This is a genomic window from Parabacteroides sp. AM58-2XD (genome assembly GCF_003463685.1).
GTDB classification, from domain to species: Bacteria; Bacteroidota; Bacteroidia; order Bacteroidales; family Tannerellaceae; genus Parabacteroides; species Parabacteroides segnis.
This window is the reverse complement of the sequence record NZ_QSDP01000003.1, coordinates 96180-110112: the sequence shown is the minus strand read 5'-3', so window position 1 is coordinate 110112 and position 13933 is coordinate 96180. Positions and strand designations below refer to the sequence as shown.

The window sequence follows — 13933 nt, the reverse complement described above, 5'->3', positions numbered from 1 at the left end:
GGTTCGCGAACCGCACCTACCAACGACGCTACATTCATTCACTTTTGACAATAACTGAACACAATACAATTATATTATGGATACAAGAAAGAATGAAAACGAACTGCACCTTCTGGGCGGTTCTACCGAATATAAACAAGATTATGCCCCGGAGGTGCTGGAAGCATTTACCAACAAGCATCAAGGCAATGACTACTGGGTACGTTTCAACTGCCCCGAATTCACCAGCCTCTGCCCCATCACCGGACAGCCCGATTTTGCGACTATCCATATCGACTACATACCCGATGTGAAGATGGTGGAAAGCAAGAGCCTGAAATTATACCTCTTCAGCTTCCGCAGCCACGGAGCCTTCCATGAAGACTGTGTCAACATCATCATGAAAGACCTTATCAAGCTGATGGACCCGAAATATATCGAAGTGACGGGTATCTTTACCCCTCGCGGCGGCATCAGCATCTATCCGTACTGCAACTACGGCCGGCCGGGTACCAAATACGAGCAACTGGCCGAACAACGCCTCTTCAGCCATAACGCATAAAAGTATTTTCCGATAGCAGATGCTACAACGTGGCAAATAATTATGTAGATTTGCAATCACTTAATTGTAAACCTACATAATTATTTAGACCATGAGGAATAGAAATTTCACTATCAAGGCTACACTGGCTGTTATGGCCTGCACCGCCTGCGTAAATCTGAGCGCACAGCAAAAAGAGTATCCGCAACCGGAAAAGATGACTCCGGGCATGTCGGAGTACTGGACGCCTCAACCCAAGATTGTAACTCCGGGAGATATCAAAACAAATTCCGCTCCGTCGGATGCCATCGTCCTGTTTGACGGCAAAGACCTCTCCGCTTGGGAAAGCACCAACGGCCAACCGGCCCAATGGACCGTTCACGACGGCGTATTTACAGTCAATAAAAAGACCGGTGATATCCAGACCAAACAGAAATTCAACAACTACCAGCTACATATCGAATGGTGCGTTCCTGAGAATATCACCGGAACCAGCCAGGGACGGGGCAACAGCGGTATCTTCATGCAAGGCCTCTACGAAGTTCAGATACTCGACTGCTACAACAACGAAACATACGTGAACGGCCAGACCGGCAGTATCTACAAACAGACACCGCCATTGGCAAACGCCATGCGTAAACCGGGCGAATGGAATGTATACGACATCATCTACACCGCCCCGATTTTCAAAGAAGACGGAACCTATCGCGTTCCCCCCAGCATCACCGTTATCCAGAACGGCATCGTTTTGCAGAACAACACGACCATCCTCGGAACAACCGAATATATCGGCTTCCCGAAAGTCGTACCCCACGGAGCCGGCCCGATTATCCTGCAAAGCCACGGCGACCCGAGCGAACCGATCAGCTTCCGGAATATCTGGTTGAGAGAGTTATAAGAATCAATAAGTAAAGTGTTTATATACGATGAAAACAAATAACCTATTCGGTATATGGCTGCTGTTCCTTTGTGCGACCGTCCTTTCCGGCTGCAACAACTATTTATTAAACGGCAAAGACGGAGATGAGGAAGAAGACAACGAAGAAGTATGGTATAACAATATACCGGAGGGAAACTTCTTTTCAAGAGGAAACACTTTACGATTCTATTATATAGATGAAAAGGGAAACGACCTCATCAACCCGAGCGACCTGAAAACCTTCCCTGTCTCGTGGAGCGAAGAGCTGGACAATCCGCTCGAACGTACTTACGACAACATCCGCGATGTCGAAAGCAACACCATCCGCTACAACGGCAATCACAACTGGATACTTTATGATTCGGAAGAACAGCTCCATTACTGCACGGTGAGCGCTTACGGAGATGAAAGACAAAGTACTTATACGTTCCCTATCTATGTAAACGGCGATACCGATAAAATGGAAATCACCTATAAATACACAGACAAGGGCGTTATCGGAGGAAAGTACTGGGGGAAAATCGTTTCCTGGAAATACAACGGCACACATATCTACTCGGATGACGATGAATATGACAAAAAGATATTCATCCGGAAATCCGGTGGCAAAACAACCGTTTCTCTCGAGCGATACGAAATCTGAGATTTCAGTCACACGATAGCACGCAGATTGAGCAGATAGCCGCAGATAATATATTTTAAATAATATAAACTGTGGTCATCTGCTCAATCTGCGTCATCTGTGTACTATCTACAAACTTTATATACCATTGTTATTAACAACAGCCCTTTCCTGTTTATCGGTGAAATTCCCGTATTCGTCTATGAACCACTGCCCTATTTCTATTCTGATTGTATAGTTTTTTAATGTAAAGTAGTTTTGCTTCCGTAACAAGGTAAAAAGAATGTTTAGGTCGCAAAACGAAAGCATTATGAAACAAGTATCTCTAATAATCCTCTCTTGCCTGCTTCTCCTGCCCGCCGGGATGAAAGCAGAGGACGACATGCCGAAGCAATGGACGCTTCGTAATTGTATAGATTATGCACTGGAGCATAATATCACTATTCGTCGAAACCGCATCAACGTCGAAAGTACCCAGGAAGATGTAAAGACGGCAAAAGCGGATTTCCTCCCCTCCCTGAGCGGTAATATCAGCCAGCGTATTGTGAACCGTCCGAACAGTGCGAGCGGCACTATCATCAGCGGCGACAACATCACCACCAGCGAAAGCAAAACCTCGTACAACGGAAGCTACGGCATCGACGCAAGCTGGACCGTGTACAACGGTAGCAAACGGGTGAACACGCTCAAACAACAGCAACTGAACAGCCGCATAGCCGAACTCACCGTCGACGAGAGCGAAAACTCCATCGAGGAAAACATCACCCAGCTTTACGTGCAGATACTTTATTCCGCCGAAGCCGTGAAGGTGAATGAATCGACACTGGAAGTAAGCCAGAAAGAGTTCGAACGCGGACAGGAACTGTTCAACGCCGGAAGCATCGCCTCCAGCGACCTCGCCCAACTGGAAGCACAGGTCAGCAACGACAACTACCAGCTGGTCACTTCGCAAACAACCCTGCAAAACTACAAGCTGCAACTCAAGCAACTTCTGGAACTCGACGGCGACTTCGAAATGGATCTTTTCCTGCCGCAACTCGACGACAGCAGCGTGCTGATTCCGCTCCCTACCAAGGATGACGTCTATCAGACCGCCCTCAACCTGCGCCCCGAGATCGAATCGGGAAAGCTGAATATAGAAGCCGCCGACATGAATATCAAGATTACCCGTGCCGGATACATTCCGAGCCTGAGCCTCAGCGCCGGCATCGGTACGACCAATGCCAACGCCAACGACTTCAGTTTCAGCGAACAGGTGAAACAGAACTGGAACAACTCGATAGGGCTGACCCTGAGCATCCCCATCTTCGACAAGCGGCAGACCAAAAGTGCTGTCAATAAAGCCAAACTGCAACGTCAGACCAGCGAACTGGACCTGATGGACAACCAGAAAACGCTTTACAAAACCATCGAAAGCCTCTGGCTCAGTGCCAACAGCGCACAGCAGCAATACGTAGCCGCCACCCAGAAACTGAAAAGCACACAGGCCAGCTACGCCCTTGTCAGCGAACAGTTCAACCTGGGCATGAAGAACACCGTGGAACTGCTCACGGAAAAGAACAACCTGCTGAGCGCACAACAGGAAACGCTCCAGGCCAAATACACAGCAATCCTGAATGCAGGTCTGCTGCGATTCTACCAGGGAGAAGAAATCGACCTGCTCTAAATTTCCAGTAAAGAAAAAATAAAACAGATAAAGATATGAACAAGAAACTTATTATCGGTATAGCAGGCGTGCTGGTCGTAGCCGGAGGAATCTGGTTCTTCACAGGTAAAACGTCGAAAGGCGGCATCCGGCTCGAGACAGCCAAAGTAGGCCGCAGCTCCATCTCAAACACAGTAACGGCAACCGGAACAGTCGAACCGGTGACCGAAGTCGAAGTCGGTACACAAGTATCCGGCATCATCGACAAGTTATATGCCGACTACAACGACGTAGTGAAAGCCGGCCAGCTAATCGCAGAAATGGATAAGGTCAACCTGAAAGCCGAACTCGCTTCCGCCCAGGCCCAGCTGGCTAGCAGCAAGACCGAATACGAATACCAGCAAAAGAACTATGCCCGTAGCAAAGTCCTTTTCGACAAGAAGCTAATCAGCGACGCCGATTACGAAACGGCCACCTACAACTACGAAAAGGCCAAAGCTGCTTACGAACAGAACCAGGCCTCGATGGTGAAGGTAAACCGCAACCTGGAATACGCGACCATCACCAGCCCGATAGACGGTGTCGTTATCAACCGCGCCGTTGAAGAAGGACAGACCGTTGCCGCCGGCTTCGAAACCCCGACCCTGTTCACCATCGCCGCCGACCTGACGAAGATGCAGGTAATCGCCGATGTCGATGAAGCCGATATAGGCAACGTAGAAAACGGACAGCGCGTCAGCTTCACCGTCGACGCTTATCCGAACGACGTGTTCGAAGGCCAGGTAATGCAAATCCGCCTGGGAGACAGCGAAAGCAGCAGTAGTAGCACCTCATCCACTTCGACGGTCGTCACATACGAGGTGGTCATTTCGGCCGACAACCCCGACCTGAAGCTGAAACCGCGTCTGACAGCCAACGTCACCATCTATACGCTTGAACGCGAAAACGTGTTGACAGTGCCGACCAAATCATTGCGTTTCGTCCCTGAAGAAGAGTTATTGCTGGGCACCGGCTACACCGCCGAAAACAGTGCGCAGGAAGCTCCCGCCGGCAAACGCATCATCTGGGTAAAACAAGGACAACAGCTGACTCCGAAAGCCATCACCGTCGGTTCTACCAGCGGCAATATGATTGAAGTGACCGAAGGACTGACCGAAGGCGAAGAAATAGCCGTAGACCTGGCTTCCGACGCTCCCGTCCCAATGGCTGAAACTGCCGAAAAGAGCCCGTTCATGCCGGGACCTCCGGGAGGGAATAAGAAGAAGTGATATTGTAAACTGTAACACACCCCTGCCCCTCCCAAGAGGGGAAAGGAAACTCCCGACACTACCTGTTTTCTAACAACAAATAGTAACTCTTCCCCTCTTGAGAGGGAGCAGGGGAGGTGTCAGAATTAAACAACAGAACGAACAATGAAAGAGATTATTAAATTAGATAATATCAAGCGTGACTTCCATGTCGGCGACGAAATCGTCCACGCCCTGCGGGGTGTCAGCTTCACGATACATGAAGGCGAATTCGTGACCATCATGGGGACCTCCGGCTCGGGAAAAAGTACGCTGCTGAACACGTTGGGATGCCTCGACACACCGACCAGCGGCGAATACTATCTCGACGGCGTCTCAGTCCGCACCATGGGGAAAAACGCCCGTGCCACGCTGCGCAACCGCAAAATCGGATTCGTATTTCAGAGCTACAACCTGCTGCCCAAAACGACAGCCGTTGAAAACGTGGAACTCCCCCTGATGTACAATCCCTCTTTCAGCGCCGCCGCCCGCCACGAGAAAGCCGTAGAGGCACTGGTGGCCGTAGGCTGGGCGACCGCCTGATGCACAAGAGTAACCAGATGTCCGGCGGACAGATGCAGCGCGTCGCCATCGCCCGTGCCCTGGTGAACGACCCGGCAGTTATCCTCGCCGACGAAGCGACGGGAAACCTGGACACACGTACCTCGTTCGAGATACTGGTACTTTTCCAGAAACTCCATGCCGAAGGACGTACCATCATCTTCGTAACACACAATCCGGAGATTGCCCAATACAGCAGCCGTAACATCACCCTGCGCGACGGGCATGTCACTGCAGATACAGTGAACAACAACATACAAAATGCGGCAGAGGCATTAGCCAAATTGCCGAAAAATGACGATTGATTATGAACGGAACAAACCTCATAAAAATAGCCCTCCGTGCCCTTGCCAACAACAAGTTGCGCGGATTCCTGACGATGCTCGGCATCATCATCGGCGTAGCCTCCGTAATTACGATGCTGGCCATCGGACAAGGTTCCAAACGGAGCATTCAGGCCCAGATCAGCGAGATGGGTTCCAATATGATTATGATACATCCCGGCGCAGACGTCCGCGGCGGTGTCCGTCAGGATGCCTCCGCCATGGAGACGCTGAAGCTGGAAGACTACCAGAATATCGTCGACGAGACCCGCTACATCTCTGCCGTTTCACCGTCGGTCAACAGCAGCGGACAAGCCATCTACGGCGCCAACAACGCCCCGACCACCGTCTACGGTATCAGCCCGGACTATCTGGAAATCCGCCGTTACAAGGTGGGCGACGGTGACATGTTCACCGAACAGGACATCCAGACTGCCGCCAAAGTCTGCGTAGTCGGCAAGACGGTCGTCGACAACCTTTTCACGGGTGGCGAAAATCCCGTGGGAAAAGTCATTCGTTTTCAAAAACTGCCCTTCCGCATCGTTGGTGTGCTGGAGAGCAAAGGATACAACAGCATGGGAATGGACCAGGACGACCTAATCTTAGCTCCATACACAACTATTCAGAAAAAGGTCCTGGCCATCACCCATCTGCAAGGCATCACCTGTTCGGCCCTCAAAGAGGAATATACCGACCAGGCCATTGACGAGATAACTGAAATACTGCGCCGCAACCATAAGTTGAAGGAAAGTGACGATGATAATTTTACCATCCGTAGTCAACAGGAGTTGAGCACGATGTTGACAAGCACTACGGACATGATGACCGTGCTGTTGGCGGCTGTGGCCGGTATTTCGCTACTCGTTGGAGGCATCGGGATTATGAATATCATGTACGTCAGCGTCACGGAGCGTACCCGCGAAATCGGTCTGCGTATGAGCATCGGCGCCAAGGGCATCGACATCCTGGCACAGTTTCTGATTGAATCCATCCTGATCAGTGTGACCGGCGGATTAATCGGCGTGGTGCTCGGTGTAGGCGCGGCCCTGGTGGTGAACGCGGTGGCACACTTCCCGATTTACATACAACCGTGGAGCGTAGTGCTTTCGTTCGCCGTCTGTACCGTTACCGGGGTCTTCTTCGGATGGTATCCGGCCAAGAAAGCGGCCCAACTCGACCCGATCGAGGCGATTCGTTACGAATAAAAAACGGATGAGCATCCAGTTTTGCAGCAACCAATAATTAATTATCTTTGTAGCAGATGGAAACAGAAAAGACAACACAGACACACATCTCTCCCCCTTTCCGGGGAATGGGCGGCATTATCCATATTGCCGCCTGGGGAATCCTGTTCGGACTGCCTTTTTTCTTTACAGGCAGGGAGTCGCAAGAAATGACTGTCATGAATTATTTGCGTTCCGTCATTGTCCCACTTTCATTTATGATGGTTTTCTATGTGAATTATTTCCTGCTGATAAACCGTTTCCTGTTTTCCCGTCACGGATGGAAATTCTTTTTCAGCAACCTGCTTCTGATAGTCGGTGCAATGTTATTGGTACATCTGCTAATGCAATTGTTGCCTCCCCCCGAGATACACCGTCCCCATCGCCTGGAAAGGGAGTTGCAGGATATTATCGGCTTCTTCCTGGTCAACGCCATGCTTTATGCGTTGGTGGCCGGCCTGAGTGTTGCCATCAAGATGACCAGCGGCTGGTACCAGATAGAATCCATGCGGCGCGAACTGGAGAAGAGCCGTGCCGAAGCCGAATTACAGAACCTGAAAAGCCAGTTGAACCCGCATTTCCTCTTCAATACGCTCAACAACATTTACAGCCTGATTGCTTTCAGCCCCGAACGGGCACAGGAAGCCGTCCACGACCTGAGCCGCCTGCTGCGTTACGTACTCTACGACAGCAGCCAGCCGCAGGTGTTACTGGAAAAAGAGTTGGATTTCATCCGCAATTATGTGGAACTGATGCGTATCCGCCTGCCGGAACATGTGGAACTGAAAACGGAAATAGCTGCCACCAAACCCGATGCGTTGATTGCTCCCCTGCTGTTTATCTCGCTTATCGAGAATGCCTTCAAACACGGAGTCAGCAACAGCAAGCCATCGTTCATCGACCTGGATATCCACCAGAAAGGCGACATGGTTGTCTGCTACCTGAAAAACAGCTATTTTCCGAAAGATGCGGAACAGGACAAGAGCGGCTCGGGAATCGGAATCAAGAACCTGCGGAAACGTCTGGAACTAATCTATCCGAACCGACATATCTTCTCATACGGTGTAGATGATGACAACTACTACAGCATGTTGGAACTGCAAATAAGCGGCGAAGAACCGAAAAGTAAAAAATGAAATTAGGCTATGATTCTGAAATGTGCAATCATCGACGACGAACCACTGGCTATCAGCCTGCTGGAAAGTTATGTAAACAAGACGCCTTTCCTGGAACTGGCGGGAAAATACAATAGTGCCGTCAACGCGCTTCCCGCCCTCAGCAAAGAGCCGGTCGACCTGCTTTTCCTCGATATCCAGATGCCGGAGCTCAACGGAATGGAGTTTCCCGCATCCTGAAGACCGATACGCGCATCATCTTTACGACCGCTTTCAGCCAGTATGCGCTCGACAGCTATAAGGTCAACGCACTCGATTATCTGCTGAAACCGATTAGCTACGCCGACTTCCTGAAATCGGCCAATAAGGCGTTGCAATGGTACGAACTGCTGCGCGAGGGCTCAAGTAAGGGCGGTTCGCGAACGCCCTTACGCAAACCGCCCCTCCCCAGGCAGTTTCCCCTTCCGTCGAAAGCATTTTCATCAAGACGGAATATAAACTGGTACAGGTCGAACTCCGTAAAATACTCTATATCGAAGGTCTGAAAGATTATGTCAAGATATTCGTTGAAGGCGAAGCCCATCCCATCCTTTCGCTGATGAGTATGAAAAGCCTGGAAGACATGCTGCCGGCAAACCGCTTCATCCGCGTGCACCGCTCCTTTATCGTCCAGCCGGAAAAGATCAAAGTAATCGAACGCAACCGGATTGTGTTCGGCAAAGAATACATCCCCATCTCCGACAACTACAAACAGAAGTTCATGGAGTTTCTGGCACAGAGGGCACTGCTGCCTTAGAAAAGTTGCAGTAGCAACTTTTCCAACCCTTTCGTCATCTCGCTCATGCTACAGGCATAGTTATTGGAGAAAACGGCAACGGCATACCGCTTGCCGTCTTTTGTTATATAGCCGGCATAACTTCGCACACCGGTGATTCCGCCACTTTTCAGACGAGCCTTCCCCTGCAAACCGGAACCTTTCAGGAAATTCCGCACCGAACCTTCGATACCGGCTTGCGGCAAGGATTCGATAAAGGCTTCGGCATAATCGGACTTCGTCGCCATATAAACCAGCAAATCGGCTATAAACTCCGCAGAAACCTTATCCGCAGGAGCCAGTCCGCTACCATCGTGCATCCGCAAAGGGAAAACATCCAGCCCCTTCCTGTCCCAATGGGCGGCGACCACTCGGACACCCCGGCCGAAAGAAGAAATAACCTCGTTCTTCCGCAGAATATATTGCAGACCGACTGTCTTGACCAACGCGTCGGCAAACAAATTATGGCTCACATGATTCGTCACACCCGCAATCTCCTTCAACGTAGGAGAATAGGTGGTGACAATCGTTTTCCTCTCCACCGTCTTCCATCGCCCCGCTTCCGATTCAATCCGGTAACAGGTCGGCTCCTTCCCCACCGCAATACCCTCGCGTTCCAGGCATGCGGTCAGATACTCCGCCAGGAACAATGCCGGATCAGGAATATCCCCCTTCAACACATAACGTTCGCGATTGGCAGGAACGACACCGTACAAATAGCGTTCGCCGGCAAGCGGAGCACCGATAATATAGCACTGTCCGACGAGACAGGCGCCGCTTTCAGGTAATTGGTGAAACAGACACCCGGCAGTTCCGGTTCAGTGCCGGTCACCACCGGACGGCTGCCCGCAGCCCCCGACTTCAAATACAACTTATACATATTATCGAACACGGAAACCCCGTAGCTGCCTGGCGCATAATAATTACCCATATCTTCCCGCAGCCATTTGATGGAAGCACCTTCCGTATCAAAGATTCGCTCGTCCGACACCACCGCCCCGGCAATCTTCCGGATACCGGCCTTCTTCAAAGCGGCAATCCATTCCGGTACGAATTTGTTTTTCGCAGGCGTATACGCATTCCTGTCCGGAGCGAAATGAGCCGAACCCAGCGACGGGTCGCCACTACCTTTGATATACAGGTTGCCGTTCAGCACACCCTCTTTTATGGAACCGTCATACTCCAGCGAAGTCGGAAAACGGTAATCGTCCCCCAAAATCTCCAAAGCCGTAGCCGTAGCGACGGTTTTCAACACGGAAGCAGGCGAAACCTCCCGGTCCCCATCATAATTATAGACGGTTTTCCCATCCTGAAGGTCCTTCACCACGATGGAGAAAGTAGCCCCTTTCATATAAGGAGCATTCAGTAACTGTTTGACAGGCTGCGGAGTTTGTGCCTGTGGCTGTAAAAAACAGCCGAGCAACAGGGCGGCACATAATATTTTCTTTATCATCTTATTATACTATTCTACTTTATTCTATCTTTGTTCAGCAAAGATAAAAATTATAATATGAACTCATTGTTTGAAAGACCTTTTACGTTCGACCGGGTGACACGTATCGTATTCAGCATCGTCATCATCGGCGTATTGCTTTACCTGATTACCGTATTGCGTAATGCCTTGCTCCCCTTCCTGATTGCCTGGCTGCTCGCCTATATGATGCAACCCTTCGTCAAGTTCTTCCAGTATAAGCTGAAGCTGAAAAGCCGCATCCTGGCCATCGTCGCAGTCATCATCTCCGCATCGCTGATTATCGGGATTGCCGCCGCACTGGTCGTTCCGTCTGTCGCCCAGGAAGCCGAGCGGACCCTGAACCTGATGCGCACACATAATCCGGGAGAAGGCCATGTTCCGCTTATACCAGCTTCATGGATTGAATATCTTGAAAACAATGTAGACATAAACCAGCTGATGGAACTCCTCAGCCGGGAGAACATACAGAATGCAATCAAGCAGCTCGCCCCGAAGGTCTGGAACATCCTGTCGAACACATTCTCCATCCTTTTCAGTATAACGATTATATTCGTGATTCTGTTGTATTTCATTTTCATCCTGCTCGACTACGAAAAGATAGCCAACGGCTGGATAAACCTGATTCCGGCACGCATCCGTCCTTTCGCCAAAGGGCTGGCCGACGATGTAGAGCAGAGCATGAACCGTTATTTCCGCGGACAGTCATTGATTGCGCTATGTGTCGGAGTTTTACTTTCGATAGGTTTCAAAATCGTCGGTTTCCCGCTGGCCGTGACGCTCGGGTTATTTATCGGTGTGCTGAACCTGATTCCGTACCTGCAAGCGATCGGTCTTATCCCGATGGTCATCCTCAGCCTGCTAAAGTCGGCGGAGACCGGACAGAATTTCTGGATTATCTTCGGTTCGGGATTATTAATACTCGGAATCGTACAATGTATCCAGGATTTATACCTTACGCCGCGCATCATGGGAAAAGCAATGGGACTGAATCCGGCCATCATCCTTCTTTCGCTCTCCATCTGGGGAACTTTGTTAGGTTTTATCGGCTTAATCATCGCATTACCGCTCACGACGCTCTGTCTGTCTTATTATAAACGTTTTATCTTGCTGGAAGAGGACATTATCGCTCCTCCCCCTGCTGATATTCAACCGGAGAAAAAGAAAGAAAAGTAACTTTTTTCAAAAAAACTTCCTCCAACTATTGCAAATTCAAAAATAAACCCTACCTTTGCACCCGCAATACAGAAGTAAAGCACACCGCAATACAGAGTATGCACAGGATGATTCGCTAGCTCAGCAGGTAGAGCACATCCCTTTTAAGGATGGGGTCCTGGGTTCGAACCCAGGCGGATCACTGAAAACAAAAGAAAAATCAAGCAAATCCCTGATAATCAGACATTATCAGGGATTTCTTTTTTCTGGCAGATAGCAGAAAATAGCCGTTTCAAGCATATTGTTGGTGTGCAAATCGTGGTACATAAATCAGGCTGAAAAAAGTCCCACGATTTAGCTTCTTTCTCACTGATTCATAGCATTTTGCATGGTCGTACTTTGGAAGAGAATACATAGTTTTGTAACTCTAAAAACGATGTAAAAATGGCTAGAAAAACCTTCAATGTGCTATTCTTTATCAAGAAAGCCAGATTATTAAAGAATGGAGAAGCACCCGTGTGCATGAGAATTACTGTAAACGGCTGTATGGTAGATGTTTTAGTAAAAAGAAGCTGTCCTGTAAATCTATGGAATCAGGCAAAAGAAAACTCCAAAGGAAAAGATCGTATGTCGGTGGAACTGAACCACTACTTGGAAATCACACGCTCTCGCATACACCAAATTTATAGAGAACTGGAATCCACAGGTAAGACTATTACAGTCGATCTTATGAGAAAGCTATATTATGGGGTGGATGAAGATAGTAAAACGCTATTGCAAGTATTCAGAGAGCATAACGAACAAAGCCGTAAGCTAATCGGTAAGGACTTCGTTAGTAAGACCGTTCAACGGTATGAAACCACTACCCGATATTTAGAGGAATTCATAAAGAAAGAATATCAATTATCTGATATTGCCCTAAACAACTTGGAAGCCAACTTCATTTCTAAGTTCGATGCTTTTTTGAAAATTGAAAAAGGTTGTGCGCAGAATTCAGCTATCACCCGATTGAAGAACTTGAAGAAGATTATCCGTATTGCTTTGGAAAACGACTGGATAAAGAAAGATCCGTTTGCTTACTATCGCTTCAAACTGGAAGAAACCGATCCTGAGTTCCTGACGATGGACGAGATTAAAATTATTCTTGCAAAAGAATTCACGATTAAGCGAGTAGAACAGGTACGTGACGTTTTTATCTTTTGCATTTTTACTGGATTGGCGTTCAGCGATGTGAAAGATTTATCACCCGAACACTTGGTAAAAGACAACAAAGGGGAGCTTTGGATAAGAAAGAACCGCCAAAAGACAAAAATCATGTGCAACATTCCTGTGCTGCCTGTAGCAGCTTCTATACTTGATAAATATAAGGATGTGGCAGAGTGTACCGGAAAACTTTTACCTGTATTGTGTAATCAACGCATGAACAGTTATTTGAAAGAAATTGCCGATGTGTGCGGAATTCATAAAAATCTTAGCACTCATACGGCCAGACATAGCTATGCCACTTCCGTGTGCCTTGCAAATGGCGTAAGTATGGAAAATGTAGCCAAGATGTTAGGTCATGCAGATACCAGCGTGACGAAACACTACGCACGGGTACTGGATCAGAATATTCTAAAGGATATGCAGAAAGTGAATAGCTGCTTGTCGGAATTGGCTATATAAATAAGGCAGTAGCCAATATAGAAAAAAGGATTGGGAATAATGAACTTCATTTTCTCAACCCTTTTCTTTTAAAGTAAGTTTTCCAGAACCCAATATGAAGCATTGACAAAGGTAATTTCCGTATTTAGCCTGTTCAAGTCCAAGCCTTCGGTTTAGATAAAAATCTTCCTCTCATTGCATTTCGAGCGTATTTTTATCTAAAGACTTGCACAGACTAAATACTTCACTGGAAAAGTCAATGATTCAAATTAAATTCCGAAAAACAATGTTTTTGTGAGTGGCAGATTATTCTTTCCAACTTTCAAAATAATGCTTTTGGAGCAGTTTATCAATATCACTTTGCCGATAGATGATTTTACCTTTTATCTGGATAAAGGGGATTAAGCCTGTATCTCGCCATTCTTGCAGGGTTCGCAGGCTGACATTCAGTTTTTTAGAAACCTCATGATTGGAAAGAAAACGTTCTCCGTTCAGGTGGGGCTTATAGTGCTTGACAATTGATTCAATACCGCTTAGCATTGAGTCGAGCGAAGAAATAAATTCTTTGACTTGTGGTGTATCTTTATTTATTAATTCCATGATTGAAAGATTGTTTTATTGAAATATTGATTTTA

General features: G+C 48.3%; 10 protein-coding genes, 1 tRNA gene and 3 pseudogenes. 12 read left to right on the top strand and 2 right to left on the bottom strand.

Annotated elements, in window-relative coordinates:
* Positions 1-76: 76 nt before the first annotated feature.
* The 9 genes and pseudogenes from queF (at position 77) to DXA15_RS01625 (ending at position 9010) form a co-directional block, all read left to right on the top strand.
* Positions 77-541, top strand: coding sequence for a preQ(1) synthase (gene queF / locus DXA15_RS01665; RefSeq protein WP_128132905.1), 465 nt, complete (start codon positions 77-79; stop codon positions 539-541).
* A 91-nt stretch (positions 542-632) separates the two neighbouring features.
* Complete coding sequence (locus DXA15_RS01660) at positions 633-1418, top strand: DUF1080 domain-containing protein (protein ID WP_128132904.1); 786 nt, start codon at positions 633-635, stop codon at positions 1416-1418.
* Between the two features lie 28 nt (positions 1419-1446).
* Entirely contained in the window at positions 1447-2082 is a 636-nt protein-coding gene (locus DXA15_RS01655) for a hypothetical protein (protein WP_128132903.1), read from the top strand.
* A 289-nt stretch (positions 2083-2371) separates the two neighbouring features.
* Positions 2372-3727: a TolC family protein gene (locus DXA15_RS01650; RefSeq protein WP_128132902.1), complete on the top strand. Its 1356-nt coding sequence runs from the start codon at positions 2372-2374 to the stop codon at positions 3725-3727.
* A gap of 35 nt (positions 3728-3762) precedes the next feature.
* Positions 3763-4974 (top strand): efflux RND transporter periplasmic adaptor subunit, encoded by a 1212-nt coding sequence (locus tag DXA15_RS01645; protein ID WP_128132901.1) that lies wholly within the window; start codon positions 3763-3765, stop codon positions 4972-4974.
* 144 nt (positions 4975-5118) lie between these two features.
* Positions 5119-5858, top strand: a pseudogene (locus DXA15_RS01640) (ABC transporter ATP-binding protein).
* A gap of 2 nt (positions 5859-5860) precedes the next feature.
* A complete protein-coding gene (locus tag DXA15_RS01635) occupies positions 5861-7081 on the top strand; it encodes an ABC transporter permease (protein ID WP_128132900.1) in 1221 nt (406 codons plus the stop codon).
* Positions 7082-7137: 56 nt separating this feature from the next.
* Positions 7138-8235, top strand: a complete 1098-nt coding sequence (locus DXA15_RS01630; protein ID WP_128132899.1) for a sensor histidine kinase — start codon at positions 7138-7140, stop codon at positions 8233-8235.
* Positions 8236-8244: 9 nt separating this feature from the next.
* Positions 8245-9010, top strand: a pseudogene (locus DXA15_RS01625) (LytR/AlgR family response regulator transcription factor).
* Here the strand turns inward: DXA15_RS01625 and dacB are convergent.
* A pseudogene (gene dacB / locus DXA15_RS27850) lies at positions 9007-10481 on the bottom strand (D-alanyl-D-alanine carboxypeptidase/D-alanyl-D-alanine-endopeptidase). The pseudogenes DXA15_RS01625 and dacB sit on opposite strands and share 4 nt — an antisense overlap.
* Before the next feature lie 57 nt (positions 10482-10538).
* Here dacB and DXA15_RS01615 point away from each other — a divergent pair.
* From DXA15_RS01615 to DXA15_RS01605, 3 genes are all read left to right on the top strand, one after another.
* Positions 10539-11675, top strand: a complete 1137-nt coding sequence (locus DXA15_RS01615; RefSeq protein WP_009859873.1) for an AI-2E family transporter — start codon at positions 10539-10541, stop codon at positions 11673-11675.
* Between the two features lie 109 nt (positions 11676-11784).
* Positions 11785-11856: transfer RNA gene (locus tag DXA15_RS01610), tRNA-Lys, on the top strand.
* Between the two features lie 242 nt (positions 11857-12098).
* Positions 12099-13319 carry a site-specific integrase gene (locus tag DXA15_RS01605; protein ID WP_005868395.1) on the top strand — a complete coding sequence of 407 codons (1221 nt, stop codon included), beginning with the start codon at positions 12099-12101 and terminating at the stop codon, positions 13317-13319.
* Positions 13320-13604: 285 nt separating this feature from the next.
* On the opposite strand, the gene DXA15_RS01600 is transcribed toward DXA15_RS01605, so the two are convergent.
* Complete coding sequence (locus DXA15_RS01600; RefSeq protein ID WP_005868396.1) at positions 13605-13898, bottom strand: helix-turn-helix domain-containing protein; 294 nt, start codon at positions 13896-13898, stop codon at positions 13605-13607.
* Between the last annotated feature and the right edge of the window lie 35 nt (positions 13899-13933).

Coding starts and splice junctions, on each gene's coding strand:
- DXA15_RS01600 (WP_005868396.1), bottom strand. CDS start 13,898: ATGGAATTAATAAATAAAGATACACCACAAGTCAAAGAATTTATTTCT.
- DXA15_RS01660 (WP_128132904.1), top strand. CDS start 633: ATGAGGAATAGAAATTTCACTATCAAGGCTACACTGGCTGTTATGGCC.
- DXA15_RS01650 (WP_128132902.1), top strand. CDS start 2,372: ATGAAACAAGTATCTCTAATAATCCTCTCTTGCCTGCTTCTCCTGCCC.
- DXA15_RS01655 (WP_128132903.1), top strand. CDS start 1,447: ATGAAAACAAATAACCTATTCGGTATATGGCTGCTGTTCCTTTGTGCG.
- DXA15_RS01645 (WP_128132901.1), top strand. CDS start 3,763: ATGAACAAGAAACTTATTATCGGTATAGCAGGCGTGCTGGTCGTAGCC.
- DXA15_RS01635 (WP_128132900.1), top strand. CDS start 5,861: ATGAACGGAACAAACCTCATAAAAATAGCCCTCCGTGCCCTTGCCAAC.
- DXA15_RS01630 (WP_128132899.1), top strand. CDS start 7,138: ATGGAAACAGAAAAGACAACACAGACACACATCTCTCCCCCTTTCCGG.
- queF (WP_128132905.1), top strand. CDS start 77: ATGGATACAAGAAAGAATGAAAACGAACTGCACCTTCTGGGCGGTTCT.
- DXA15_RS01615 (WP_009859873.1), top strand. CDS start 10,539: ATGAACTCATTGTTTGAAAGACCTTTTACGTTCGACCGGGTGACACGT.
- DXA15_RS01605 (WP_005868395.1), top strand. CDS start 12,099: ATGGCTAGAAAAACCTTCAATGTGCTATTCTTTATCAAGAAAGCCAGA.